The sequence below is a fragment of the Bacillus sp. SDLI1 genome (assembly GCF_001553895.1).
GTDB lineage: Bacteria > Bacillota > Bacilli > Bacillales > Bacillaceae > Bacillus > Bacillus siamensis.
Genome location: NZ_CP013950.1, coordinates 124,012 through 149,416, shown reverse-complemented (window position 1 = coordinate 149,416; position 25,405 = coordinate 124,012). Strand labels below are relative to the sequence as shown.

Below are 25,405 nucleotides of genomic sequence, written 5' to 3'. Positions count from 1 at the left end.
CGCGAAGCACGGCTTTTTTTAATAATACGGCGATATCATTAAGTATACAATGACACCCGTCAGACTGACATACAGCCAGAGCGGCATCGTCCATCTGGCGATTTTTTTGTGGCGCTCCACCTGCATGCTGAAACCTCTGATCAGCGTAAACAGCGCAAGCGGCACGATGATGGCGGAAAGGCAAATATGCGTAATCAAAATAAAGAAATAAATCCCCCGAATGATGCCGTGGCCGCCGAATAAAGTATTCTCAGCTATCGAGTGATACACGACATAGCAGATCAAAAACAGCAGAGTCGTCGTAAACGCCGCTAAAATAAAGCGTTTATGCGCTTGAATATTTTTTTGCTTAATCATAAAGAGCGCTGCCAGCAAAAAGATAAAAGTAAAGCTGTTAAAAATGGCATTTAACATCGGCAGAATATGAATATTGGCAATGCTGACCTGACCTGATTTCGGCATAAAAAACAGCACCGCAATTAACCCGTTGATCAAAACGGTCAATGTCAGCACGATACCGGTATAACTTTTAGGTTTGTTTTCTGTCTGATTCATCTTATGACCTCTCTCAATTTTACTGACTATCCAAATGGTATGAGAATTCAGCTTTGATGTCAACGGTTTCGCCCGCTTCGTCAGAAATTAGACAAACTTAAGCCCTAAAAAGACCGGGCGTTTGAGGCCCGGCCTTTCGTCATATTAAGCTTCCTTCAACAGTTCTTCTATCACCTTATGTTCGTTTTCATTCAACAGATTTTTTGGAATGATCCGATCAATCGGTTTGTTCATATGCTGATCGAGAATATCGGCTGTTTCCTTATCCCCGCGATTACGAGGCGCTCCCATTTATGTGATGCGGCCTTTTGATCAAGGTTTGAAGCCAATCGTTTATACAGCCTGTTTTGATTTTCTTCGACGTGGGCTTTAGCAGCATCTTCGGCCATTGATGCGGAGCTCTCGCTTACATCCTGCGGTTTCCAGGATTCATTGATGACGTCGTATTGATAATGCTCTACACCTTCAATTTTTCCGAGTACGGTTTCGATAATCTTCACTTCATTTTGCTGGGTGAGAATAAAAGCCGTGCTCGGATATTGTTCACGGAGAAGTTCCAATTGGTCAAGGACGGCCGTTTCTTCCCAATAAAACCGTGTTTCGACAGGCACCTGCAGCTCAATCGTCTCCCAAATACCGCTTTCTCCCGATGCAAAAAATACGAGACTTCGCGGCATTTCTTTACCGAGCCCATCGATATATTGATAGACACGTTCCATGATGCGGACGAGGGATTTTTCTTCTTTTGGATCACTGACAGTCAGATACTCCTTTAATCTCCGAAAACCGGTTTTTAAAGCGATTTTCCACTCTCCCCCTGCTGATCCGGATTTCTCATATCCGTATTTACATATAAGGAAAGTATTTTATCAGGAGATTCCGTCATGACGTACTTCAATTTGCCGATGAGTGAATCAATTGCCATCATAGATTCCTCCTTTTTCCGCTGTTCCCTGTTCCTTTCCCTATCCCGGCCTCCTTAAAAACGTCAATCTGCATATATACGGCAGACTTTTCTAAAAAAGTTTTTGCAAAACCCATTTACAAACCAAGACATCATTTACTACAATGGATACTTGTGTTTGACTAAGACGTTTTACGCTGTGAAAGGAGTATGATTTTGTTTACTGCAGAAGAAAGAGATCAGAAAGAGCTGGAAAAAGAGCTTCATAAGCTTGAATTTCAGATTTTCAGAATGCGGGAGAATCTGATAGATGTATCAAAAGACGCGCGAGTGCTTGGTATTGATCAATCGAACAATGACGATTGGATCATTGTTTCCTCGATTGATGATGGCCAAACATGTAAGATTATGCTGACTGACTGTGAATCAGCCTACCGGGGAAGAGGATGTTTTTCACTGATTGCTTCCTATTATGAAAATGCCATTCATATCGGGGACATTAAAGGCCCGCCGAACCACGGCTACGGTTCGATCTGCATGAAATTTTTAAAACATATCGCCAGGGAGCAGAATATCCCGAAAGTAACGGGCGACATCGCTAAGCGTGATTGGGATCATGTCGACAGACTCGTTCATTTTTATGAAAAGCATCAATTTGATGTCTGGATTGACAAGGATACACAATCAGGCGGCATTAAATGGGTCGACCTGTAAAAAAGTGATAGAAAAACCCTCTTTTCTATGGTGTAATAGATAAAACCATATAAGGAGGGTTTTTTTTGTATCCGGAAAAACTGAAAAAAGGTGACGGCATTCGCATTGTTTCTCCGGCAACGAGCATGTCCGTTATGACAGATGAAAATATAAATGCCGCAAAGACAAAATTGGAGGAGCTGGGTTTTTGTGTCTCTTTTTCAGAGCATGCGAAAGAAATAAATGAATTTGATTCGTCATCCATTGAATCGCGTGTCCGGGATCTGCACGAAGCTTTCGCTGATCCTGACATCAAAGCGATTTTGACGACACTCGGCGGGTTCCAATCAAATCAGCTGCTCCGTTATCTTGATTATGAAAACATCAAGCGGCACCCGAAAATCCTTTGCGGCTATTCAGATATTACCGCCCTTGGCCATGCCATTTATCAAAAAACCGGGCTTGTCACATATTCCGGCCCCCATTTTTCTTCATTCGCCATGAAAAAAGGATTGGACTATACGATTGACTCTTTCTTAGCCTGCTGCGCTTCTGATAAGCCGTATGAAGTAAAGCCTTCGGCCGAGTGGAGTGATGATAAATGGTACATGAACCAGGAGGACAGACGTTTTTATCGGAATCCGGGTCCGCTCGTCATTCAACCCGGTTATGCGGAAGGAACACTGATCGGAGGAAACCTATGCACCCTGAATCTTCTGCAAGGCACGGAATACTTTCCGGAGATGGAACAAGTGATTCTGTTTATAGAAGATGATCATATGTCTGACATTCATATGTTTGATCGGGATTTGCAGTCACTCATTCATCTTCCCGCTTTTTCAGCCGTGAAAGGAATTGTCATCGGACGGTTCCAGCATGCTTCAAATGTGTCTGAAGAGGCTCTCTGCGCCGTCATCCGTACAAAAAAAGAACTGTCGTCTATGCCCGTTATCGCAAACGCTGACTTCGGCCATACTTCTCCTCTGATGACTTTCCCGATCGGAGGAGCATGCAGAATAGAAGCCAGCTCAGAAGGCGGACGGATATGGATCGGCCGGCATTAACACAAAAAGACGGGAAAACAGCCCCGTCTTTTATTATTTCGGTGTCTTATGCCCCGACGTGCGCGGAGCGATCATGAACCGGCCGTCAGCCGCTGTCGTCACCCATACGGGCGCACCTTCATAAAAACAGCTGATTTCTTCATGACACGCGGCATGTGACAGTTCACGTTTATCATGCGTTCCGTCTTGGTTTGTTACGTTTAAAATAAGTACAAGCTCGTGTCTGCCATTCTTCATCACGCCAGTACGTCTCACCTTTTCAATAACGGCGGGCCTTCCCTTCCCTCTTTCAAGCGCCTGAAACAGCCTGACAGCCGGCATAGACAATCCGATGACCAGCACAACGGCACAAGCGGTGTACATCCCTGCTTGAAATACCGGTGATTCTGTGAAGGTATTCCATAAAAATATAAGTTCGGGCTCCATTCAATTCATCCCTTCAGATGCCGCTTTCAAACTCATTCTCTCTATATCCTATTCGGGGAACGCTTTTTCTTTTTCAGCATATAACGATTATGCACAGACAAAAAAGGGAAGAAAAAAAGAACACAAAGCATTTAGCCTTGTGTCCTTTACTCTCTATATGAAACTAGTCTAACACTTTAACATTTACTGTTCTGACGCCCCAGTTGTTAGCGTCACTTTTCTTTGCAACAAATACGTCAATTTTATTTCCTTTAATTGCGCCGCCTGTATCTGCTGCTGTTGCCACTCCGTAACCTTCAACATAAACCTTGGAGCCAAGCGGAATGACACTAGGGTCTACCGCGATGACTTTTGCATCAGGGTTTTTGTTTAAGTCAACACCGGTTGCCGTTACACCGGAAATGCCGCCGTCGTTAGCGGAGTAAGCAGTTGCAGTCATTGTCAGCTGCTTTTTAGGCTCTTGTTGGTTTGTATTTGATTGAACAGGCTGCTGTTTTGCTTCGACAGCCTTCACTTCTTGTTTAGGTTGTTGTTCTTGAACAGGTTCTTGTTTAGGCTGCTCTTTTTGGACAGCTTCTTGTTTCGGCTGTTCTGTCTCGGCAGCTGGTTTTTGTTCAGGTTGCGGCTGGCTGGCTTGAGCCGGCTGTGCAGCCTGCGCCTGACCTTTCACCTTTAATGTTGTGCCTGCGTAAATGATATCTGATTGCAAGTTATTCAAGCTTTTCAGATTACCGACTGATGTTCCGAATTGCTGAGCAATTTTCCAGAGGCTGTCGCCCTGCTTCACTGTGTACTGCCCAGATGTGGTTGTTTCTACTGAAGAAATAGTCAGTTTCTCTCCTTCAATGATTAAATCAGAAGATAACTGATTCCATTCTTTTAAGTCCTTTAGGTTCACTCCGTTTTTTTGCGAGATCCCCCAGAGCGTGTCACCCTTTTGCACCGTGATTTCTTTAGCAGAAGCGTGAGCTCCGAATGCAGTTGTTGAAATTGCTGCAACTGCGACAAAGGACATAATCGTCTTCTTCATAAGTAAATCCTCCCTTGTTAGCTTTTTATTGGCGGCTAACAGGTGATATCGTAACATATGAAAATGTCAGTTCAATAACAAAACGATTTGAATTAGATTACAGTTCCTTTACATGAAACATTTCTCTCACTTGGTAAGTCTTGCTGAAACCTTGATACAGCAAGGGTTTTCAAGCTTCTGATTTTTCCGGCGCGGCTGTAAAACACAATGTGCAAATTTCTAAAAAAAGTTTTTTTCACTCTGTTTCTCTTACATAATTTCGGATTTCTTCTAAAAAAAGCGCTCCGTATTTCAATCGTTTTTGTTCCCCTACCCCTTTTACAGAAAGAAGATCATGATCCGTTTTCGGAAGTTTCGCCGACATTTCTTTTAACGTCTGATCTGAGAACACGACAAATGGAGGCACGCCCTGTTCCGCTGCGATCTCTTTGCGGAGACGCCGGAGAATCTCAAATAATTCATCATTTTCGGTGACGGCGGCGGCCTGTAAGGCTTCTTTTCTCGCGACTGCGCTCTTTCCAAGCAGAACGTCCCTTCCTTTTTGGGTGACCATAAGCGTCGGAAAAGTCCCATCTGCCATTCTGATGTATTCATCTGAAATAAGGAATTCGATAAAATCACTGATTTCCGCTGCGGTTTGATGCTTCATAATGCCGTAAGTGGACAGGCTGCTGAAGCCGTTTTCCAGCACTTTTTTATTTTTTGACCCGCTAAGCACCTGCGCCACCATCGTTTTTCCGAAACGCTCATTCATTCTGATGATGCATGACAATACCATCTGCGCTTCTTTAGTGACGTCATGCGCGCTTCTTGTATCAGTGCAATTGCCGCATGCTCCGCAAGCTTCCGCCTCATTCTCGCCGAAATATTTCAGAATAAACCGCTGCAGGCAATCTTCGGTATGACAGTAATCCACCATCTGCCTCAGTTTTTTGAGATCCTGCTTTTGTTTTTCTTCTCCGGCAGCCGATTGATCTATCAAAAAACGCTGCACCATAATATCCTGCGCCGAAAACAAGAGCACGCACTCGCTATTGAGGCCGTCGCGCCCGGCCCGTCCGGCTTCCTGGTAATAGCTCTCCATATCTTTCGGAATCTGCGCGTGCAGAACGAATCTGATGTTGCTCTTATCGATTCCCATTCCGAAAGCGGACGTAGCAACCATCACTTGTATCTGATCGTTAAGAAACCGCTCCTGCTGATCTTTTCTGTCATCATCCGCCAATCCGCCGTGATAACGGCCGGCATTGATGCCGCTGCGTTTTAATTTCTCATATAAACGGTCCGTTTCTTTTCTTGTTGCTGTATAAATAATGCCGGCTTCGTGTTTATTTCTTTCGAGGTACTGCTCGATAAACCGGTCTTTGTTTTCGCCCTTTACGACTTTGAATGTTAAATTCTCTCTGGCAAAGCCGGTATACACAGTTTGTTCTTTATTGATGTGAAGCTGCTTGCAGATGTCATCATGAACCTCAGGCGTAGCCGTCGCCGTTAGCGCGATGATGACGGGCGGTTCTTTTAATTCATTAAAAAGAATTTCGATATTCCGGTAACTCGGCCTGAAATCATGCCCCCATTGCGATATACAGTGAGCTTCGTCAATGGCGACAAGAGGAACCGTAATATTCTGCAGGATGTGAATGAATTCAGGAGAAGTCAAACGCTCCGGCGTGATGTAAAAGAGCCGGTAAGCCCCTTCCTTCAAACCGTTCAGGCGCTCATGAATGTCACGGCTTGTCTGAGTGCTGTTAATATAAGCTGCCGCGATACCCGCTTCTTCAAGCGCGTCGACTTGGTCTTTCATTAAGGAAATAAGAGGGGAAATAACAATTGTGGTTCCTTCAAACAGCAGTGCGGGAATCTGATAGCAGATTGATTTTCCGCCCCCCGTCGGCATAATGCAGACCGTGTTTTTTCTCTCCTCTGCAACTGATTGTATCGCCTGTTTTTGCCCCGCGCGAAGGCTGTCGTAGCCAAAATAATGCGCCAGAAGGGATTCGGCTTGATCCAGCATATGTCGTAAAACCTCACTTTGTCTTTGATTCTTTTATTTTATCATACTGATAAAGTACGCTGCTCAAGGTCAAGTCAAAATAAAAAGCCATCTCCGCAAGGGAAATGGCTTTCGCTACGTATGCCGTACGCAAGTAAGAAAGTTTTAAACCACCACTCCTCAAAGTGGGTGTTTGCAGAAGCGTTCCTGTCGTCCTCTGCAATGGAGGCATGACATTCCGGCTTCGATATAAAACTCCCTATTACAGCTTAAAGGTTAAAACTTAATTAACAATACGAACAATGTAGCTTCTCTTATATCCTACACCATCAGTCGTATTTTGGCAAGGGGGTTAATTCTTTTACAGAAAACCTTTTTTCTGTGCAAAAAATGCTTTTTTCTCCATAAAAGTTGTTTTTTCGACAAAATATCAATATATCAATATAAGATTGCTGCGAAAGCTGTCACCAGTTTCTTCTATATATAATAGAAAAAACTCTCACACCCTATAGGGGTGCAAGAGTTTTCGGCAATTAGATTAGAATTTTGCAGCCAGATCTTTCGCTTCTTGCAGTCCTTTTTCAATGATCGCTTGAGCGTTATCAGGCGCAGCATTGTGGCCTTCAACGACAACAGTGTGAAGATCTTGAACTCCCCAGAAGCCGAGAACAGTTTTCATGAAGTTTAATGACATTTCAAGAGAAGCCATCGGTCCTTCAGAATATACTCCGCCGCGTGCGTTTAAGAGCGCTACTTTTTTATCTCCCATCAGACCTTTAGGGCCTTCAGGCGTGTATGTGAAAGTAACCCCTGCGCGAGACAGGTAATCAACATAAGTATGAAGCACAGCAGGCACTGTGAAGTTCCAAAGCGGGAATGCAAACACGACTTTGTCAGCTTTGACAAATTGGTTTAAGTAAATGTCAGCCGTTGACGCTTGTTTTTTCTCTTCGTCTGTCATTTCAATTCCTTTTGAAGCTTTGAATGTTCCGTTAATCATATCTCTTCCGAGGTAAGGAAGGTTTTCTTTATGAAGATCAAGTTCGATCACTTCATCATTCGGATTGTTTTCTTTATAAGCAGCCAGAAACGCTTCGTATAATTTTACGGATACGCCTTCTTCAGCCGTACGGTCACTTGATTTTACAAATAATACTTGAGACATTCTAAATTCCTCCCGGTAAACTTTTAATATTTACTTACAAATAGTATGTTACTTTCTTTTTTATATAAAGTCAATGATTTTATTTCGATTCTGAGATTTTTTATGGAATAAAAAAACAGGTACATATGAATGTACCTGCTGATATTATTGTGAATCCTGCTCGCGATCCAGGATTTCGTAAGTTTGTGAGCTTTTTTGATCAACGGTTTCTTTATTTGAGAGGTCTTTCACCTGCTCGTGAAATTCCCTTTCATATGAAGGGGCGTCTGTTTCCACATCCCCCTCTGCTTCCCGCTGCGCTTCAACGGTCATTCTGGCGTACGGAACGGCTTCAAGCCTTTCATAAGGGATTTCTTTTCCCGTTTTTTCGCATATCCCGTATGTTCCTTTATCCATCCGCTCAAGCGCGGCATTCACCTCATCTAAAAGATTCTGATCGACTTCATCCAAAGTCTGATTCGTAACCCTGTCCAAATAAATGCTTCCGTGATCAGCCAAGTGATTATCTACTCCGTTTGACAGTTCTCCCGTGTCTTCGCTCATTGAATGTTTTTCTTTTGATTCTCCTTGAAGACCGTCCTTTAAATCGATTAATTTATGATAAAGGCTGTCCCACTGTTCTTTTGATAATGACATATTCAGCATCTCCTTTTTCGTCTGTATTCCTGCTGCTCTCAGTTATTACATACCCTCGAAAAAGGCGGCTGAAACAATGGGTCTCAATGTGTTCTCCCCCTGATGTTGACACTCGGTGTCTGCTGTTTTGTCTGTCTTTTTTCTTTCACAGAATCATTATCCTGGTTGTCCCTAAATTCTTCAGCGCCGGCTTTTTTAAGCTGGTGCTCCGGCGTATGGTATGTGGCGCCGATATTCAGCACACCGCTCATCTCTGTTATACTCAGCTTTTCAAAGTCAATGTTGTATTCCACTTTGTCCACTTTGACGCTCTCGATATGGACATACGTTTTTTCCCCTTCAACCATTTGGGGTTCAGAATGACATTTATTCTGAAGCTCATCAAGCTGCTCTTCCACTTTCTGAAGCCTGTCTAATTCTTCTTCACATACTTTTTTGAAAAGCTCTTTCATTATTTTTTTCAAAGAAAATCACTTCTTTCCCCGTCACTCTTGGAAAGTTCTAGGCGTCCCTCATTGCGAATATATAAACATGGTATACAAAAAGGAGGTGAATGATGATGTTTTTTCCATCCGTTATTAACTTTGAGCATATAAAAATGAACGGAATCAGCAGCGGAGCGACTTTTAACACCGGTTCTTCCGTTATACTGAGGCGCACTGCCGCTAATAAAAGAAATGAAGGATATGGTGAACAAAGCGGAGATTGCACTGTGGTCGCTATCCCCATCATGAGTATTGATGATTCAGATCTGATAGACGGCACCGCAAATAAGGTCAGCCTTCGATAATAATATGGTTTGCATCCCCCAAATGTTTAGCAATTGATATATATAAAATTCCGTCTTTGAATACCGCCTGCATCCCCTTCGTTCCCTGAGCGGAATGAGGAAGATCGAGTTTTTTTTCGAAATCGCCGTATTTTCCGGCCTTCTGTTTAAAATCCTGTTCATTGAAGTAGGATTTTCTCGTGCCTTTTACGACAATGTATTCTCCGTAGGACAAAAGCTGAACATCTTGTTTCCGATAGCCGGGCAGATACAGCAAAAATTGAAGTTCATCATGGGTTTCCACTATATCTATAAGAGGAAAAGCATCCTCATTTCTTCTCATTTGCCCATCTCCCTGTTGAAAGGGAAAATGAGAATGACCGTTTTGAAATGTTTTCAATTGCTCATCATCAAAAATGTTTTTCCAAAAATCACCGCCGGACATGTTTTGCGCCATTTCCATCCATTGCTTCATCTTGTCGAAATCCATTTTTTTATCGCCCTCCTGTCTAAGCATACGGTCATAACAGCCGGCATACACCTGTATTAAAGGAGGTTTGCCTGTGGTTCAACCAACTCCATATATCAATATTAATATTTTCATGTTGAAAATTAATTCCTTTGAAAATGCTTCAGCGGTGAATGTCGGACAGAATTTACTGGCGGAATGGCAGAATTCCGATAAAAAGAATCAAGGATACGGACAGAACTTCGGGGATGCAAGCGGCTTCATCGGCACGAACGGCAAAGTGGATGACAGAGATCAAATTGATTCTCCGTCTGCCTTCGAGTCAGCATGCGGCAAAATCCCCGCCGGGAAAGGAGACCCATTATGATGTTTTCGCCGGTTTTGGTAAATGTAGGAGGCTTTAAAGTGAATGCGGTCGACCGGGGCTCTTCCATTACGATCGGCCCGTATCAGCAAATCGATTATTTTTTATCAAATAAGATTAACTATGGATTCGGTGAAGAAAATGGTGATTTGGCGCCGATTTATATCCCCATCAGTTCTATTGCTGATCCGGATCTCATTGATTCGAACTCCGGAAAAACAAGCATTATCTAATAAAAAAGCCATCCGCCTGCATTCGGATGGCTTTTATGTCATATTTAGCTGCATAAGTATTTTGTTAAAATGGCTTGAACCTCGGTCAAGTCCGTTTCTTTTGCAAATTCCAATTCGAATGTTTTTCCCCTTGTCATTAATACGAGGCCCGTATCAGGATCAAACATCCCTGCTTCTTGAATGGCGAAGCTTTCAATTGTTTTATATGGAAGGAAGACGCGCACTTTCTTTTTGGAGAACATTTTATTATCAAAGAAAATCACTCGTTTATTTGTAAAGCATATTTGGTCAACCCGCAGTTTATAAATCGTTTCAATCCGTTCTCCCTCAACGAGCAAAGCCTCCAGCTTTTTTGTGTCGGTTGATCTGCTGACAGAAAAAATTCCCAATGAAGAACCCCACTTTCTGCTTCTATACTATATTTTATCAAATACTTAAAAAAATAAGTTCTTTATCCCTATATAAGAATACGACATAGACAGCATTTAAACCATTACGAACAGATTACATTTTCAGAACGTTCATCGGATAAGCCTTTTCGCGAAAGGTGCTCTGTTATGAAGTAATACGGTTTTGCAGAAGAAAAGGTTTCAAGAAAACCACATTTTTTTCGAAAAGTCAGTTTTTTCTTACCGCTGTAAAAAACCGCGGCCTCTGAATGCCGCGGTTTCAACAAAACATCAACGATCCGTATCTTCAATTGTTCCTTATTTGTCCGTGCCTTTTTCCGAACATGCTGAAGCAAAATAAATTCATTCAGCTTTAGACTTCTTCAAAATACTCTTTGTAGAAGCCGCCGACTTTATTTGTATTGTCCACGACAAAAATAAATTCTTCTGTTTCATTTTTGACTTCATACTCTTTGCCGGGCGTCAGTACGTTTTTGACAATGTATTTTTTCGCATCTGTATGTACGCATTTTACCTTTTTAACGCTTTCTTTTGTCTGCCAATTATTATGAATCATCTGTAAAACTCCTTTTCTTCATCGATAAGCTTATTGTAGCCGTTTTTTCTTGTGAATTGCAATAACGGTTATCAATTGATTTTACCTGGGTCTGTATTATAGAATGACTGTATGCGCTTACTTTGCGCGGACATCAAGATGCTCAAAACAGACCATAAAAAAATTCGGGAGGTTTGTTACGAATGAGTTCTTTAACGATGCAGATCACAAAAAGGCTGGAAACATTTTTGCAAGGCACGAAGAAGCTTTATATTGACGGAAAATTTGTTCCGAGCGCTTCAGGATCAACCTTTGTCACACCGAATCCGGCAACCGGAGAAACTTTGATGACGCTTTACGAGGCACAGGCAGAAGACATTGACAGTGCAGTGAAAGCGGCACGCAAAGCCTTTGATCACGGCGAATGGCGCACTATGCCGGCCGCTTCCAGAAGCAGGCTGATGTATAAGCTTGCCGATTTAATGGAAGAGCACAAAACTGAACTCGCGCAGCTTGAAACACTTGATAACGGAAAACCGATTAATGAAACGACGAATGGAGATATTCCGCTGGCAATTGAGCATATGCGTTATTATGCCGGGTGGTCCACAAAGATAACCGGACAAACGATTCCGGTCGCCGGCTCATATTTTAATTACACCCGCCATGAGCCTGTCGGCGTCGTGGGGCAAATCATCCCTTGGAACTTCCCGCTCCTTATGGCGATGTGGAAAATGGGCGCCGCCCTTGCCACAGGATGTACAATCGTTTTGAAACCGGCGGAGCAGACACCGCTGACCGCCCTCTATTTAGCTGAATTAATTGATCAGGCGGGCTTCCCTGACGGCGTTATCAATATTGTTCCCGGGTTCGGCGAGACGGCCGGGGAAGCGCTGACCAACCATGACGATATCGATAAACTTGCTTTTACCGGTTCTACAGAAATCGGCAAAAAGATTATGGAGAAAGCCGCGAAAAGTATCAAGCGCGTAACGCTGGAGCTTGGCGGTAAGTCACCTAACATCATTTTGCCTGACGCCAACTTGAAAAAAGCCATTCCCGGCGCTTTAAACGGGGTCATGTTTAATCAGGGGCAGGTATGCTGTGCCGGCTCCCGTGTCTTCATTCACAAAGATAAATATGATGAGGTCGTAAGCGAAATGGTTTCATATGCGAAATCGCTTCGGCAGGGAGCCGGTCTTCACCAAGATACGCAAATCGGTCCGCTCGTCAGTAAGGAACAGCATGAACGCGTGCTTTCTTATATTGAAAAAGGAAAAGCAGAAGGCGCCAAAGCTGTTACAGGCGGAAGCTGTCCGTTTGAAGAAGGGTATTTTGTCTCCCCGACAATATTTGCGGACGTGGATGACAGCATGGCCATCGCAAAAGAAGAAATTTTCGGCCCGGTTTTAGCCGCTATTCCGTATGATACAGTAGATGAAGTCATTGAGCGTGCGAACCGCTCGGAATACGGCCTTGCAGCCGGACTTTGGACTGAGAATGTAAAAAACGCCCATTACATTGCTGACCGTCTCCAGGCCGGCACCATCTGGGTCAACTGCTACAATGTATTCGACGCGGCCTCTCCTTTCGGCGGCTATAAGCAATCCGGCCTCGGACGGGAAATGGGCTCTTACGCACTGGATAATTATACAGAAGTGAAAAGCGTCTGGATCAGTCTGGAAGATTAATAAAACGAGAAACTGCTGCCTGCCAGCAGTTTCTTTTTTGTGTCATGCCGCCTTTTGCATATGAATATATATGCTTCTGAAGGAGTTGAGCGAGTGTGAGCACAATTCGTGAAAAAGTCAGAAGCCGTCAAAAGAAAACCATCTCCCTATTAAGAGAAAAGCAAAATGCTGACGGCTCATGGTCATTTTGTTTTGAAGGCCCGATTTTGACAAACGCCTTTCTGATCCTCCTTCTCACTTCTCTCGGAGACAATGATAAAGAACTGATCGCTGAGCTTGCAAAAGGCATCCGCGCAAAGCAGCGTCCGGACGGAACATTTGCCAATTATCCCGATGAACGGAAGGGAAATGTGACCGCCACTGTACAGGGCTATGTCGGCTTGCTGGCTTCCGGCTTATATAACCGTTCTGAGGCGCATATGATTCAGGCCGAACGTTTTATCATCTCTAACGGCGGCTTGCGGAACGTTCATTTCATGACAAAGTGGATGCTTGCGGCAAACGGCCTTTATCCGTGGCCCGCACTGCACCTGCCATTATCTTTCTTAGTGATTCCCCCCTCTTTTCCGCTGCATTTTTATCAGTTCAGTACATACGCGCGGATCCATTTTGTGCCGATGGCTGTGACGCTTAATAAAAGATTTTCACTGAAAAATCCCAACGTCCCGCCTCTCGCGCACTTAGATCGGCATATGACCAAAAATCCGTTTACATGGCTTCGTTCCGATCAGGAAGAGGACAGAGATCTCTCTTCTCTATTTGCGCATTGGAAACGGCTTTTGCAGATTCCCGCCGCTTTTTATCAGCTTGGTCTCCGTACGGCCAAAACGTATATGCTTGACCGGATTGAAGAAGACGGCACATTGTACAGCTATGCGAGCGCCACTATTTTTATGGTGTACAGCCTGCTCGCTCTTGGTGTATCACGCCACTCCCCCGTTATCAGAAAAGCGCTTGCCGGCACGAAAGCCTTACTCACGTCTTGCGGCAATATACCGTATCTGGAAAATTCAACATCGACCGTTTGGGATACGGCGCTTCTCAACTATGCGCTCATGAAAAGCGGCATTTCAGATAACGATCAGATGATAACCAGCGCCGCCCGCTTTCTGCGTGAACGGCAGCAGACGAAAGTGGCGGATTGGGCCGTCCACAACCCGCATGCAGAACCGGGAGGATGGGGTTTTTCAAACATCAATACGAATAATCCTGATTGTGATGACACAGCGGCAGTGCTCAAAGCCATCCCGCGAAAACTTTATCCCGGCTCATGGGAACGCGGACTGAGCTGGCTTTTGTCCATGCAAAACAGTGACGGGGGCTTCTCTGCTTTTGAGAAAAATGTCAATCATCCGCTGATCCGCCTGCTCCCGCTTGAATCGGCTGAGGAAGCTGCCATTGATCCTTCAACAAGCGACTTAACCGGACGGGTGCTTCACTGTTTAGGGGAAGCGGGGCTTTCTTCTGATCACCCCCAGATTGAAAAAGCCGTTCAATGGCTGTTCCGCCATCAAGAAGAGGACGGTTCATGGTACGGCAGATGGGGTGTGTGTTATATTTACGGAACATGGGCTGCGCTGACGGGCATGAAAGCTTGCGGTGTCAGCCAAAACCACCCGGCCGTAAAAAAAGCGATCCGCTGGCTGAAGTCTATTCAAAATGAGGACGGAAGCTGGGGAGAATCCTGTAAAAGCGCAGAAATCAAAACGTATGTGCCCCTTTCTTATGGAACGGTTATACAGACGGCCTGGGCTGCGGAAGCTTTGCTGCAATACGAAAAACCGCATCACCAGGCCATCACAAAAGGCATATCTTTTCTTATTGAAAACCGGCATTACGAGGGAGCTCCTTTCAGCTATCCGACTGGAATCGGCCTTCCGAAACAATTTTACATCAAGTATCACAGCTACCCGTATGTATTTTCTTTGCTTGCGCTCAGCACTTTTATGAAAGTGAGTGAAAAGGAGGAAGAAAAATGAAACGGCACGCTTATCAAACCGAGATGCTGAATTGGTGTGAAACCTTGAAGGAACAAGTCATTCAGCAAGGCCGGTTCGATCGCTTCGCGGCACAAATCGACCGGATTTTTCACACTCTTCAGGATGATGGATTAACGGAGGCGGAATGGTACGAACAGGCATCAGGACTTTACCGGGACATTACCCAATCGGAAGAGCCGGATGAGCGCAGAGCTTTTGTGCCGATCGGCAAGCATGTACTGCCTAAACTGCCTTACAGTTATTCCGCACTGGAACCGTATATTTCAAGGGAAATCATGAAACTTCACCATACAAAACACCATCAGACCTATGTTGACGGCCTGAATCATGCTGAACTGGAGCTGAAAAAAGCGCGGCAGATGAAACAGTACGACTTAGTGGCGCATTGGGAGCGGCAATTGGCGTTTCACGGCGCCGGCCATTATTTGCACAGTATTTTCTGGTTTTCCATGAACCCAAACGGAAAAAGACGGCCGACGGGGGCGCTCTTTCAAATGATTGATGTGTCATTCGGAAGCTACTCCGCTTTTAAAGAGCAATTTTCTCAAGCGGCGAAAAAAGTCGAAGGAGTCGGCTGGGCTATCCTAGTCTGGGCGCCGCGCGCCGGGCGGCTGGAGATTTTGGCCGCTGAGAAGCATCAGCTCTACAGCCAGTGGGACGTCATTCCTTTGCTCCCTTTAGATGTGTGGGAACACGCCTATTATTTACAATATAAAAACGACCGAGCGGCTTACGTGGATCAATGGTGGAATGTCGTTGACTGGCGGGAGGCGGAGAAACGGTTCGAGCAAGCGCACCGCGTAATGTGGCCGCTTTATTAAAAAAGCCCCCGTTTTGAACGGGGGCTTGCTTCTTTTCATTTAAAAAATACCGAGCACGTGCAGAAAAACGATAATAATGGCTACAGGAGACACATAACGGATTAACAGGAGCCAGACTGCAAACCATTTCCGTTTAATCCCTGAACCGCTTTTCAGTTCATCAAACAGCGCCTGTTTCGGAATTTTCAGCGGGACGAATACGGCAATTAAAAGCGCGCCCAGCGGCATTAAGACATTGCTGACGAGAAAGTCTGCGGCGTCAAAAATACTGCGGTGAAAAATTGAAACATCACTCAATATTCCGTACGACAGCGCAGAAGGCACGCCGACAATAAAGATGGCAAGTCCCCCAATCCATGCATACCGCTTTCGTTTTGCCGAATCGCCTTTTGACAAAACGGCAACCAAAATCTCAAGCATTGAAAAAGCCGATGTCAGCGTCGCAAATAAAAACAGCAGCAAAAAGGCGAGTAAAAACACGATGCCGAACGGCATATGGTTAAAGACGGTCGGCAGCACGTTAAACAAAAGCTGCGGGCCCTGATCCGGCTTTAGGCCGAATGAAAACACCGCCGGAAAAATCGCCACGCCCGCCATCACGGCAACAAGGACATTTAATACCGTCACTGATACAGCGGATTGAACAATATTTTCTTCTTTTTCTAAATACGCACTGTATGTAACCATTACGGATACTCCGACGCTTAACGAGAAAAATGACTGTCCCATCGCATATAAAATGGTATTGGCGTCCATCGCGCCGAAATCGGGCATGAAGAAGAATTTTAATCCCTTCGCTGCATCATGAAGCGTGACGGAGCGGATCATTAGAAGAATAAAGAGAATAAACAGAGCCGGCATCAGCACCTGGCTTACTTTTTCGATACCGCTGCTTACCCCCTTTGCAACAACTAAAATCGTCAGCACGATAAACAGCAGCTGGCCGAAAACCGCTGCATAAGGGTTTGAAATGGTATCGATAAATAACGTATCAAATCCGGATGTGAGCGATAAACCGCCTGTAAAGCCCTTTATAATGTAGATTAATATCCATCCCCCCACTACGCTGTAGAAGGATAATAGAATAAAACACGTAATGATTCCGAGATATCCGATCCAATGCCACTTTTTCCCCGGCGCAAGCGCCTTATAAGATTCAACGGCGTTTTTTTGCGTTTTTCTGCCGATAATAAATTCAGCAAGCAGAAGCGGCAGTCCGATTAAAACAGTAAATAAAATAAAAACGAGCAGAAAAGCGCCGCCTCCGCTGGTTCCCGCTACGTAAGGGAACTTCCATATTGCGCCGAGCCCTATTGCAGAGCCGGCCGTAGCTAAAATAAATCCCAGCTTAGATGACCATTGATTAGCTTCTTTCACTTCAGCACTCCCAATTCATTTCAGTATAAAAATCAATTGTAAGAATATATGTCTGAATAGTCAAGAAGATATTAGTTGACATAATATAATTATAAAAAACTTATATTTAATATTGAATTATTCAGAATATTATTTATAATGGAATACAGAAAAGTCAGTCAGATTTTCTGACTTGATTGATTGGATGAAAAAGGAGCTGTGTTTATGGAATGGATGAAAAAAATAAGCGGGTTTGCGGGACAAACTTTCGGCTTATGGGTGATCGTCTTTGCTGGTTTAGGATTTGCCTATCCTGATTTGTTTTCTTGGATCAGTTCTTATATGACGGTTTTTCTAGGTATTATTATGTTTGGAATGGGGCTTACTCTTCAAACAGACGATTTTAAGGAATTAATCAGAAAACCTTGGCATGTCATCATCGGAGTCGTTGCTCAGTTTACGATTATGCCGCTTACGGCTTTCTGTTTATCAGCCGGGCTCCGCCTCCCCGCAGAAATTGCAGCGGGCGTCATTCTGGTCGGATGCTGTCCGGGCGGCACCGCCTCAAATGTCATGACCTTTTTGGCAAAAGGCAATACGGCGCTTTCAGTTGCGGTCACTACAATCTCAACATTGCTTGCTCCTATTGTAACGCCGGCACTTATTATGCTGTTTGCAAAAGAATGGCTCCCTGTTTCTTTCGGCTCACTTTTTGTTTCCATTATTCAAGCCGTGCTTTTACCGATCATCCTCGGTGTGATTGTGAAGCTGCTCTTCAAAAAACAAGTCGGCCAAGCCGTTCACGCGCTTCCTCTCGTGTCGGTAATCGGCATCGTAGCGATTGTTTCCTCTGTTGTAAGCGTAAATCGTGAACATCTGCTTCAATCAGGACTGCTGATTGTGACAGTCGTCATCTTACATAACGGAATCGGATATTTGTTAGGATTCCTGACTGCAAAGCTGTTCAAAATGGATTATGCTTCGCAAAAAGCGATTGCGATCGAAGTCGGGATGCAAAACTCCGGACTGGGCGCGGCGCTTGCGACAGCACACTTCTCCCCTCTGTCAGCCGTACCTAGTGCGATTTTCAGCATATGGCACAATTTGTCAGGATCTGCTCTTGCCACCTATTGGTCTAAGAAAAAAGGAAAAAACAGCGCAGAAGAGGATGAAACGGCAAAGATTCCGCTTTCATAACTGAACAAGGATAGGGCGGCTGCCGCTCTATCCTTGTTTTTTCTGCAGATCACGAAACAGGCGCAAAAGCGCTTTTTTTACATTCCCCTGAAATAAACCTCCATGATAACAAATCAATTGGCGGATATCGTAATCGAGCAGCCGCTCTACGGAACGGACCGCATCTCCCATATGTAACGTATAGCCGGGATGAGCAAGATTCAGCTTTCCGTCTTCAATAACGACCGCATCGCCTGTGATCATTATTTTTTCGGCAGGCAGATAAAGGCTGATATGGCCGGGTGTATGACCCGGCGTGGCCACAATGCGAATGCCTCCGCACCAAGGCAGCAGCTCGCCGTCAGTAACTGTCCGGTGAACCGGAGCCGATTCGGCTGATTGAAGCGAGCGGATGAACTGTTTTGCATGAGTTTTTGCTTCCTCTGGCAATGAACAAAACGTTGATTCAGCCTGCTCAAGCCGTAAAGATTTTTTTGAGCCGTCAATATACGGCGCTTCATGTTCGTGTGCTGTCACGCTGATATCCGGATACAATCGGAGCAATGCAGCGAGTGAGCCGATATGGTCTATGTCGTGATGCGTTACAATGATTTTCGTCAATGAATGAAGCGGCATACCGCGCCGGGCAGCAGCATGTTGAAGATGGTTTGTAAAACCGGGATATCCGCAGTCTATTAAAATCGTGTCATGTTCGTCTTGCAGAAGAACCGGCGTGATAGAATGCCATTCTCCATTATGTTCAAATTCAATCTCAAGCGGATAACAGTTTTTCATCTGCATTTCTCCCCTTCCTCAATAAAAAAAGTACACCGCTTGTAAAAGCAGTGTACTTTTCATCTGACACAAATTACCCTTCCAGCAACAGCTGTTCCGGATCTTCAAGCAGATTTTTAATGGTGACAAGGAATCCGACCGCTTCTTTACCATCTACAATTCTGTGATCATATGATAAAGCGATGTACATCATCGGACGGTTTTCAGAGCGCTCGGCATCAATCGCTACAGGGCGCAGCTGAATTTTATGCATACCTAAGATCCCAACCTGAGGGCTGTTTAGGATTGGTGTTGACATAAGCGAGCCGAATGTACCTCCGTTTGTGATCGTGAAGGAGCCTCCTTGCAGCTCACCTAATGTTAATTTATTGTTTCGCGCTTTCTTCGCGAGTTCGCCGATTTCTCTTTCTATGCCGGCGAATGTCAGACGATCAGCGTCACGCACGACTGGGACGACAAGCCCTTCTTCAGCCGCAACAGCGATACCGATATCATAAAACTTTTTCACGATCAGCTCATCGCCTTGAATTTCAGCGTTAAGGAGCGGATATTTTTTCAATGCTGCCACGACGGCTTTTGTGAAGAACGACATGAAACCGAGTTTTACTTCATTTTGCTCAAGAAATTGGTCTTTACGGCGTTTTCTTAAATTCATAACGGCCGTCATATCCACTTCATTAAACGTCGTCAGCATCGCAGAAGTCTGCTGCACTTCAACCAATCGTTTCGCGATCGTTTGTCGGCGGCGGGACATTTTTTGCACTTCGACAGGTTTGTCAAAGCTTTGCTGTGTTTTTTGAGCCTGCTGTTTCGGCTGTGCCGCAGGTTTTGGAGCCGGCTTTTCATAAGCTTCCACATCATGTTTGCGTACGCGGCCGAGCGGGTCCCCCGTCGGAATTTGTGAAAGGTCAATTCCTTTTTCCCTTGCCAGCTTGCGTGCAGCCGGAGACGCAACCGTTTTTGATTTTGTTTCTGATTGTGCTTCCTGGCTGACTTCTTGAGCAGCCGGTTCAGCTTTTGCTTCCTCTTTCGTTTGTTCATTGGCTGGAGCACTTTCTGAAGGGGCAGGTGCAGAACTTTCGCCAGCGCCTTCTGTAATGGTGCCGATAATTTCTCCTACTTGGACGGTATCACCCGAATCTTTCAATACCTCTTTTAGAACACCCGATTCTTCTGCTGTCAATTCAACATTTACTTTGTCCGTCTCCAGTTCAAGCAAATACTCACCCTGTTCTACATAGTCACCGGGCTGCTTTAACCATTGGGCTATAGTTCCTTCTGAGATTGATTCTGCTAATTCAGGTACCTTAATTTCCGCCATTTTACATTTCCCCCTTAGTTTTTGCGAGTCAAGCTATCAGATACAATGCGTTCCTGTTCTTTTTTGTGGACTGTCGGATCTCCTTCTGCGGGACTGGATCGTCTTCTTCGGCCGATGTATTGAACATTTACTCCTTTCGGCGCGATTTCCGTCAGATACGGGCTGATATAACTCCAAGCCCCCATGTTCTGCGGCTCTTCCTGAACCCAAACGATCTCTTGCAGGTTCGGCAGTTTGGCGAAAAGTTCTTTCGCGTCTTTTGCCGGGAACGGATACAGCTGTTCGATTCTGGCAATATGAAGCCAATCTTTATCGCCTTCCATTTTGTTAAAGTGATCGCTGATGTCAATTGACACTTTTCCGCTTGATAACACGACGCGAGTCACTTTTTCGTAAGCGTGGGAAAGACCGGATTGCTCATAGACCGGCTTGAATCTGCTTTCGCTCAGTTCCTGCACTTCAGATACCGTATTCGGATTGCGCAGCAGGCTCTTCGGCGTCATGATCACAAGCGGACGGATTTCCTCACGAAGCAGCATTTTCGCTTGTCTTCTTAAAATATGGAAATATTGAGCCGCACTTGTCAGGTTGGCCACCGTCCAGTTGTTTTCTGCCGCCAGCTGCAGGAACCGCTCGACGCGGGCGCTGGAGTGTTCAGGCCCCTGTCCTTCGTAACCGTGAGGGAGAAGCATGACTAATCCTGATTTTTGTCCCCATTTTGCCCGTCCTGCAGAGATGAATTGATCAAAATAGACTTGAGCCGCATTGGCAAAGTCCCCGTACTGCGCCTCCCACATCACAAGCGTTTCAGGCGAATACACGTTGTACCCATATTCAAAACCGAGAACCGACCCTTCAGAAAGCGGGCTGTTATGCACCGTAAATGAAGAAGCACAGTCGTCTAAATGATGGAGCGCAACAAATTCTTCTCCTGTTTCGCTGTCATGCAGCACAAGGTTTCGCTGAGCGAACGTTCCGCGCTCTGAATCCTGTCCGGTCAGCCGGATCGGCGTGCCGTCTTTCAAAATGGAAGCAAACGCAAGCGATTCAGCCAATGACCATTCCACTTTACGATCATCATCAAACGCTTTGGCTCGTCTTTCCAAAATTCTTTTCAGCTTGCCGAACACGTTAAAGGATTCCGGCCAGTTGATGAGTTCGCCGTTCAGCTTGCGGAGAACGTCAAAATCAATGGCTGTGTCAACGTCAGGAAAACCGTTGGACACCGGTTCCGGCAATTCGATTTCCCGTACGGCGTCTTCTTTTTTGGCGGGCACCTTTTTATAGGCGTCTTCGATTCGTTTTGTCACTGCCGTTTCAATGTTTTGCGCTTTTTCCTCGCTGATCAGGCCTTCACTTACGAGTTTTTCCGCAAAGATCCGCTTGACAGTCGGGTGTTTTCTGACGGCGTCATACAGCATCGGCTGTGTCGTGGACGGCTCATCCATTTCATTGTGGCCGTACCGTCTGTAACCGATTAAATCGATTAAGAAATCTTTATTGAAACGCTTCCGGTATTCGACCGCAAACTTAACGGCTGACAGGCATGCTTCAGGATCATCCGCGTTGACGTGAACGATCGGTATTTCATAGCCCTTCGCCAAATCACTGGCATATTTTGTAGAACGGGATTCATCGCTTTCAGTTGTAAAGCCGATCATATTATTGGCGATGATATGAATGGCCCCCCCGACCTGATAGCCTTTCAGAGAGCTTAAGTTCAGCGTCTCAGCGACAATTCCTTCTCCCGGGAACGCTGCGTCACCGTGAATTAAAATGGCGAGCGATTTTGTTTCGTCTTGAACCGGGTACCCCTTTTGCGTTCTTGTTTCCTGTGCCGCCCGCGTGCTTCCTTCAATAATCGGATTGATGAATTCCAGGTGGCTCGGGTTATTCGCGAGCGTAATCCGCGCGCTTTTGGTTTCAGCATCCTGAAGCTGTCTGTCTGCACCGAGGTGGTATTTTACATCTCCCGTCCAGCCGTAGCTGATTCCGGTCGAGCCTTCAGACGGTACAAGATCTTTATTCGGCGCGTGCTGGAATTCTGAGAAAATAATTTCATATGGTTTTCCGAGCACATGCGCGAGGACATTTAAACGGCCTCTGTGCGCCATTCCGATATTGACATTGGTTGTGCCTGCTTTCACAGACTGGGCGATAATGTCGTCAAGAACCGGCACAAGCGCGTCTAATCCCTCAATTGAGAAACGTTTCTGACCGACGAATGTCCGGTGTAAAAATTGTTCAAATCCTTCTACTTCCGTCAGTCTTTCTAAAACGGCTGACAGTTTTTCCGGTGAATTTTTCCGGAACAGTTCTCCGGATTCGACCATTTTTGTAATCCATGCGCGCTCTTCGAAATCATGCACATGGTCAAATTCAAAGGAGATGGTTCTTTTATACGTATTGCGTAAATGCTGGATGGCTTCTAAGCCGTTCGTTATATTGGCAGGTGCGTCTTTACAGATGACAGACGCGGGTATTGCTTTCAGTTCTTCTTCTGTAAGCCCGTACTCGGATAACGGAAAGAGCTCGCTCTTTATTTGATCCTTTCTGAGCGGATTGACGGAAGCGTTCAGATGGCCATAGGTTCGAATATCTTCTGCAAGTTTAACTGCTGCTGCGATCTTTTGAATCAGATCTGCGGTGACGCGTCCCTGTTCCTTTGTTCCCGATGCCTCTTTTATCTGGCTTGGCGGAGCGCCGAGTTCGTCAAACATGTCTTTCAGATCCGGATCAATGCTGTCTGGATCTTCAGCATATTGGTCGTACAGCTCCAGTGCGTAGCCGAGGTTCGGTCCGTAAAAATCTTCCCAATTCATTCTTTGTTTCATATTATTTTGAAACATTTGAATATTACCCCCAACCTAGATAATCAAGTGATCATTTCACTATCTTGAAATAACTTTTGAACGCTGTGCCCAAAATTATGTAATAAAAACGCTTCCAAGGATATTTTACCACTGATTGTGTTTGGATTCTACCTTGATTGTTCACAAAATAGTAAAAAAAACAGATCCATAACGAAAAAATTAAATCATTTTAAAATAAAAAGCGAAAAAGCATAGGAAAAAGCTTATCCTATGCTTTTATGAAGCAGTTTTTTCAAGAGCGGATACAGCACATCGGGGAGCTGATCGACGTCCGGAACAAAAATACTGTACTTTCCGTACATATCCTGAATGGTTTTCATCTGGGATTCTTCTATCGCGGTATTGGACAGAAAAACATTTATGACTTCTATCCCTCTTTTTCTCGCTTCGATGACAGCCTCGCTCGTATCGACGATGCCGTTTTGTTCGTAGCCGAACGCTGCGGGCTCCCCATCTGAAAACACGATTAAAAACTTTTGTGCCTCACTCCGCCTCATCAGCTGTTTTGTCATTTGTCTGATGGCATATCCGTCTCTGTTATCTTCTTCCGGCGCAAGCTGCATGATCAAAGGACCCGCCGCCTGCAGCAGCGACTCTTCAAACGGAATCACCGTATTGAAGAAGTTCGGCTGGCTCGTTTCGGTCGCTTCGTTTGTATCCTCCCAAAAACCGACGATCTGGTGCGGAACGGACACTGATTTCAATGCTTCATGAAAAAGGACGATCCCTCTCTTTGTTTCATCCATTTTGTCGAACATGCTGGCCGAACAATCGACAAGCAATGTAAACACAGCGTCAATTTCTGAAGACGGGTCCTGCTTTTTATAGAAAAGGCGCGGATTCTGTTCTGTAAAGTAGCGGAGCAGCTTGCGATTCAGCCTGCCTGCATGAAGATCGGTCCGCGGGAGCGTTTTTTTGTGTTCAAGTGTTTTTTGTATCATCTGCTTCAGGCGCTTTTGATATGATTCTATCGTTTTCGCCTGCTCTTTATAGGACTGTTCATCTTCCAGAGACGCTTTGTGCGGTGTTTGGTAAACCGGGAAGGCAAATTTGTTTTCTTTTCCGTCAGCCAGTCCCGCTCCCTCGTGTTCATCCTGCCTGGATTCAAGCGCTTCCAGCTGGGAATAATCCTCTCTTTTTGTCTGGCGTGCTGAGCCTTGAACGGAGGCGAGCGCCTGATCACCGTCATCGCCTTCTCTGGCGGCGTCATTCCCAAGGTCTGATTTCGCGCCGTGTTCAATATCAAATTGAAGGAAACTTTTTGACGGCGCTTCAGTTTCCCGGTGCCACGTATTCATTTTCTCTTCATGGATATCTTCATCTCCGTCGGAAGACTCAGGAAGCGTGATATCGTCGCTTAATGACGGCGCTCTTTTGATGCTTTCGAATAAAGGCTCTTCAGCTGCTTTCTCGTAATCAAGTTCCGGCAGAAAGAAGTAGGTGTTCAGCATATCTTTCTCCAGCACTTCATCAAGGCCTTCCATGAGATCTTCTGTTATTTTTGCGATCTGCTGCGTAGATTCGGCCTCATACACCCGGATGAGCTGGCGTTCAATATACGGTATCATCATATCAATATCTTCCTGCATGGAGGGAATGCCTTCAAGCGGAGACTCAGCCGTCAGTTTGACAAACATCGCGCAATACAAAGCGTCGGTGAAAATACTCCGTTCTAAGTTCAATGTCAGCTGTGTTGTGAAGTATTTCCTGTACATTTCTCTCCGCTTCTGAAATACACGTTTCGTTCCCGGCCGCTCTTTTTTGATCAGCTCTTCAATTCTGATATCTTCAAGCAGCATGAACAGCTGCTTTGCAAAGCTTTGGCGTTTGAAGTGCCGGCGGACATCATTTAAAAACCCGGCAAATCCACGGAATGAGCTGCTGCGTGTTCCGACAGCGCGCAAATACACATCGCTTTTCAAGCCGGCTTCCATATCCCCGGCTGATCTGTCTTTCCAAAAGTGGCTCATGTAAATTTTCTTTTCAAAGGGATTGTAGTAAGACTGCACGCCGTATTCCACTTCCACTTCACTGCTCCTGGTCAGTGTTTTGGCCAGATCAGTCAGCATCATGAACAAAAATGAATCGATCGTGCTGTCGTTAAATTTGATAAACTTCATTGTATA

General features: G+C 45.1%; 24 protein-coding genes, 1 other RNA gene and 1 pseudogene. 9 read left to right on the top strand and 17 right to left on the bottom strand.

The window, feature by feature from the left end:
* Positions 1-18: 18 nt before the first annotated feature.
* Together AUL54_RS00935 and AUL54_RS00930 are read right to left on the bottom strand one after the other, a co-directional pair.
* A complete protein-coding gene (locus AUL54_RS00935; RefSeq protein WP_060962570.1) occupies positions 19-555 on the bottom strand; it encodes a DUF420 domain-containing protein in 537 nt (178 codons plus the stop codon).
* 144 nt (positions 556-699) lie between these two features.
* Positions 700-1,480: pseudogene (locus AUL54_RS00930) on the bottom strand (VLRF1 family aeRF1-type release factor).
* A 189-nt stretch (positions 1,481-1,669) separates the two neighbouring features.
* On the opposite strand from AUL54_RS00930, the gene AUL54_RS00925 reads away from it, so the two are divergent.
* Both AUL54_RS00925 and AUL54_RS00920 read left to right on the top strand, forming a co-directional pair.
* Complete coding sequence (locus AUL54_RS00925) at positions 1,670-2,173, top strand: hypothetical protein (protein WP_395941011.1); 504 nt, start codon at positions 1,670-1,672, stop codon at positions 2,171-2,173.
* A 65-nt stretch (positions 2,174-2,238) separates the two neighbouring features.
* Positions 2,239-3,216 (top strand): S66 family peptidase, encoded by a 978-nt coding sequence (locus tag AUL54_RS00920; protein ID WP_060962569.1) that lies wholly within the window; start codon positions 2,239-2,241, stop codon positions 3,214-3,216.
* A 33-nt stretch (positions 3,217-3,249) separates the two neighbouring features.
* On the opposite strand, the gene AUL54_RS00915 is transcribed toward AUL54_RS00920, so the two are convergent.
* From AUL54_RS00915 to AUL54_RS00885, 7 genes are all read right to left on the bottom strand, one after another.
* Entirely contained in the window at positions 3,250-3,642 is a 393-nt protein-coding gene (locus tag AUL54_RS00915; protein WP_060962568.1) for a hypothetical protein, read from the bottom strand.
* A gap of 163 nt (positions 3,643-3,805) precedes the next feature.
* Complete coding sequence (locus AUL54_RS00910) at positions 3,806-4,672, bottom strand: 3D domain-containing protein (RefSeq protein ID WP_060962567.1); 867 nt, start codon at positions 4,670-4,672, stop codon at positions 3,806-3,808.
* A gap of 235 nt (positions 4,673-4,907) precedes the next feature.
* Positions 4,908-6,686 (bottom strand): DNA helicase RecQ, encoded by a 1,779-nt coding sequence (gene recQ, locus AUL54_RS00905; RefSeq protein WP_060962566.1) that lies wholly within the window; start codon positions 6,684-6,686, stop codon positions 4,908-4,910.
* Between the two features lie 107 nt (positions 6,687-6,793).
* A non-coding RNA gene (gene ssrS / locus AUL54_RS00900) (6S RNA) lies at positions 6,794-6,979 on the bottom strand.
* A 224-nt stretch (positions 6,980-7,203) separates the two neighbouring features.
* The gene (locus AUL54_RS00895; protein ID WP_003153791.1) at positions 7,204-7,830 is read right to left on the bottom strand and encodes an FMN-dependent NADH-azoreductase; all 627 of its coding nucleotides are present in this window, start codon (positions 7,828-7,830) and stop codon (positions 7,204-7,206) included.
* 144 nt (positions 7,831-7,974) lie between these two features.
* Positions 7,975-8,466 carry a TraR/DksA family transcriptional regulator gene (locus AUL54_RS00890; RefSeq protein WP_060962565.1) on the bottom strand — a complete coding sequence of 164 codons (492 nt, stop codon included), beginning with the start codon at positions 8,464-8,466 and terminating at the stop codon, positions 7,975-7,977.
* A gap of 83 nt (positions 8,467-8,549) precedes the next feature.
* Positions 8,550-8,930 carry a hypothetical protein gene (locus AUL54_RS00885; RefSeq protein ID WP_060962564.1) on the bottom strand — a complete coding sequence of 127 codons (381 nt, stop codon included), beginning with the start codon at positions 8,928-8,930 and terminating at the stop codon, positions 8,550-8,552.
* A 92-nt stretch (positions 8,931-9,022) separates the two neighbouring features.
* On the opposite strand from AUL54_RS00885, the gene AUL54_RS00880 reads away from it, so the two are divergent.
* Positions 9,023-9,256 carry a hypothetical protein gene (locus AUL54_RS00880; protein WP_045926173.1) on the top strand — a complete coding sequence of 78 codons (234 nt, stop codon included), beginning with the start codon at positions 9,023-9,025 and terminating at the stop codon, positions 9,254-9,256.
* Here AUL54_RS00880 and AUL54_RS00875 read toward each other — a convergent pair.
* The gene (locus AUL54_RS00875; protein ID WP_060962563.1) at positions 9,243-9,725 is read right to left on the bottom strand and encodes an Hsp20/alpha crystallin family protein; all 483 of its coding nucleotides are present in this window, start codon (positions 9,723-9,725) and stop codon (positions 9,243-9,245) included. The genes AUL54_RS00880 and AUL54_RS00875 overlap by 14 nt on opposite strands.
* 73 nt (positions 9,726-9,798) lie before the next feature.
* Here AUL54_RS00875 and AUL54_RS00870 point away from each other — a divergent pair, with 73 nt between their 5' ends.
* On the top strand, positions 9,799-10,071 hold the full coding sequence (locus AUL54_RS00870; protein ID WP_060962562.1) for a hypothetical protein: 273 nt from the start codon (positions 9,799-9,801) through the stop codon (positions 10,069-10,071).
* Positions 10,068-10,301 (top strand): hypothetical protein, encoded by a 234-nt coding sequence (locus tag AUL54_RS00865; protein WP_003153785.1) that lies wholly within the window; start codon positions 10,068-10,070, stop codon positions 10,299-10,301. Before AUL54_RS00870 ends, AUL54_RS00865 begins: the two co-directional genes overlap by 4 nt.
* Before the next feature lie 44 nt (positions 10,302-10,345).
* Here AUL54_RS00865 and AUL54_RS00860 read toward each other — a convergent pair whose 3' ends face one another.
* Positions 10,346-10,690, bottom strand: coding sequence for a PH domain-containing protein (locus tag AUL54_RS00860; RefSeq protein ID WP_003153783.1), 345 nt, complete (start codon positions 10,688-10,690; stop codon positions 10,346-10,348).
* 373 nt (positions 10,691-11,063) lie between these two features.
* Positions 11,064-11,267, bottom strand: coding sequence for a DUF6501 family protein (locus AUL54_RS00855; protein ID WP_007407979.1), 204 nt, complete (start codon positions 11,265-11,267; stop codon positions 11,064-11,066).
* A gap of 182 nt (positions 11,268-11,449) precedes the next feature.
* Between AUL54_RS00855 and AUL54_RS00850 the strand changes: the two genes are divergently transcribed.
* The 3 genes from AUL54_RS00850 to AUL54_RS00840 all read left to right on the top strand — a co-directional run bounded on the left by AUL54_RS00850 (position 11,450) and on the right by AUL54_RS00840 (position 15,758).
* Positions 11,450-12,937, top strand: a complete 1,488-nt coding sequence (locus AUL54_RS00850) for an aldehyde dehydrogenase family protein (protein WP_060962561.1) — start codon at positions 11,450-11,452, stop codon at positions 12,935-12,937.
* Positions 12,938-13,032: 95 nt separating this feature from the next.
* Entirely contained in the window at positions 13,033-14,916 is a 1,884-nt protein-coding gene (locus AUL54_RS00845; protein WP_060962560.1) for a terpene cyclase/mutase family protein, read from the top strand.
* Positions 14,913-15,758, top strand: coding sequence for a superoxide dismutase (locus AUL54_RS00840; RefSeq protein ID WP_060962559.1), 846 nt, complete (start codon positions 14,913-14,915; stop codon positions 15,756-15,758). The genes AUL54_RS00845 and AUL54_RS00840 overlap by 4 nt, the downstream gene beginning before the upstream one ends.
* Before the next feature lie 39 nt (positions 15,759-15,797).
* On the opposite strand, the gene AUL54_RS00835 is transcribed toward AUL54_RS00840, so the two are convergent.
* Complete coding sequence (locus AUL54_RS00835) at positions 15,798-17,135, bottom strand: sodium-dependent transporter (protein ID WP_060962558.1); 1,338 nt, start codon at positions 17,133-17,135, stop codon at positions 15,798-15,800.
* Positions 17,136-17,339: 204 nt separating this feature from the next.
* Here AUL54_RS00835 and AUL54_RS00830 point away from each other — a divergent pair, with 204 nt between their 5' ends.
* Positions 17,340-18,311 carry a bile acid:sodium symporter family transporter gene (locus tag AUL54_RS00830; protein ID WP_060962557.1) on the top strand — a complete coding sequence of 324 codons (972 nt, stop codon included), beginning with the start codon at positions 17,340-17,342 and terminating at the stop codon, positions 18,309-18,311.
* A gap of 27 nt (positions 18,312-18,338) precedes the next feature.
* Here the strand turns inward: AUL54_RS00830 and AUL54_RS00825 are convergent, their stop codons facing one another.
* The 4 genes from AUL54_RS00825 to AUL54_RS00810 all read right to left on the bottom strand — a co-directional run bounded on the left by AUL54_RS00825 (position 18,339) and on the right by AUL54_RS00810 (position 25,399).
* On the bottom strand, positions 18,339-19,085 hold the full coding sequence (locus AUL54_RS00825; RefSeq protein WP_060965032.1) for an MBL fold metallo-hydrolase: 747 nt from the start codon (positions 19,083-19,085) through the stop codon (positions 18,339-18,341).
* Between the two features lie 73 nt (positions 19,086-19,158).
* Positions 19,159-20,406: a 2-oxoglutarate dehydrogenase complex dihydrolipoyllysine-residue succinyltransferase gene (odhB, locus tag AUL54_RS00820; RefSeq protein WP_047474626.1), complete on the bottom strand. Its 1,248-nt coding sequence runs from the start codon at positions 20,404-20,406 to the stop codon at positions 19,159-19,161.
* Between the two features lie 14 nt (positions 20,407-20,420).
* Positions 20,421-23,255, bottom strand: a complete 2,835-nt coding sequence (gene sucA, locus AUL54_RS00815; protein WP_060962556.1) for a 2-oxoglutarate dehydrogenase E1 component — start codon at positions 23,253-23,255, stop codon at positions 20,421-20,423.
* A gap of 227 nt (positions 23,256-23,482) precedes the next feature.
* A complete protein-coding gene (locus AUL54_RS00810) occupies positions 23,483-25,399 on the bottom strand; it encodes a vWA domain-containing protein (protein ID WP_060962555.1) in 1,917 nt (638 codons plus the stop codon).
* Positions 25,400-25,405: the final 6 nt, after the last annotated feature.

What these genes read in the sequence shown, in the direction of transcription:
- AUL54_RS00935 (WP_060962570.1), bottom strand. Translation starts at nt 555, where the DNA reads ATGAATCAGACAGAAAACAAACCTAAAAGTTATACCGGTATCGTGCTG.
- AUL54_RS00925 (WP_395941011.1), top strand. Translation starts at nt 1,670, where the DNA reads ATGATTTTGTTTACTGCAGAAGAAAGAGATCAGAAAGAGCTGGAAAAA.
- AUL54_RS00915 (WP_060962568.1), bottom strand. Translation starts at nt 3,642, where the DNA reads ATGGAGCCCGAACTTATATTTTTATGGAATACCTTCACAGAATCACCG.
- AUL54_RS00910 (WP_060962567.1), bottom strand. Translation starts at nt 4,672, where the DNA reads ATGAAGAAGACGATTATGTCCTTTGTCGCAGTTGCAGCAATTTCAACA.
- recQ (WP_060962566.1), bottom strand. Translation starts at nt 6,686, where the DNA reads ATGCTGGATCAAGCCGAATCCCTTCTGGCGCATTATTTTGGCTACGAC.
- AUL54_RS00895 (WP_003153791.1), bottom strand. Translation starts at nt 7,830, where the DNA reads ATGTCTCAAGTATTATTTGTAAAATCAAGTGACCGTACGGCTGAAGAA.
- AUL54_RS00890 (WP_060962565.1), bottom strand. Translation starts at nt 8,466, where the DNA reads ATGTCATTATCAAAAGAACAGTGGGACAGCCTTTATCATAAATTAATC.
- AUL54_RS00880 (WP_045926173.1), top strand. Translation starts at nt 9,023, where the DNA reads ATGATGTTTTTTCCATCCGTTATTAACTTTGAGCATATAAAAATGAAC.
- AUL54_RS00875 (WP_060962563.1), bottom strand. Translation starts at nt 9,725, where the DNA reads ATGGATTTCGACAAGATGAAGCAATGGATGGAAATGGCGCAAAACATG.
- AUL54_RS00865 (WP_003153785.1), top strand. Translation starts at nt 10,068, where the DNA reads ATGATGTTTTCGCCGGTTTTGGTAAATGTAGGAGGCTTTAAAGTGAAT.
- AUL54_RS00855 (WP_007407979.1), bottom strand. Translation starts at nt 11,267, where the DNA reads ATGATTCATAATAATTGGCAGACAAAAGAAAGCGTTAAAAAGGTAAAA.
- AUL54_RS00850 (WP_060962561.1), top strand. Translation starts at nt 11,450, where the DNA reads ATGAGTTCTTTAACGATGCAGATCACAAAAAGGCTGGAAACATTTTTG.
- AUL54_RS00840 (WP_060962559.1), top strand. Translation starts at nt 14,913, where the DNA reads ATGAAACGGCACGCTTATCAAACCGAGATGCTGAATTGGTGTGAAACC.
- AUL54_RS00830 (WP_060962557.1), top strand. Translation starts at nt 17,340, where the DNA reads ATGGAATGGATGAAAAAAATAAGCGGGTTTGCGGGACAAACTTTCGGC.
- AUL54_RS00825 (WP_060965032.1), bottom strand. Translation starts at nt 19,085, where the DNA reads ATGAAAAACTGTTATCCGCTTGAGATTGAATTTGAACATAATGGAGAA.
- odhB (WP_047474626.1), bottom strand. Translation starts at nt 20,406, where the DNA reads ATGGCGGAAATTAAGGTACCTGAATTAGCAGAATCAATCTCAGAAGGA.
- sucA (WP_060962556.1), bottom strand. Translation starts at nt 23,255, where the DNA reads ATGTTTCAAAATAATATGAAACAAAGAATGAATTGGGAAGATTTTTAC.
- AUL54_RS00810 (WP_060962555.1), bottom strand. Translation starts at nt 25,399, where the DNA reads ATGAAGTTTATCAAATTTAACGACAGCACGATCGATTCATTTTTGTTC.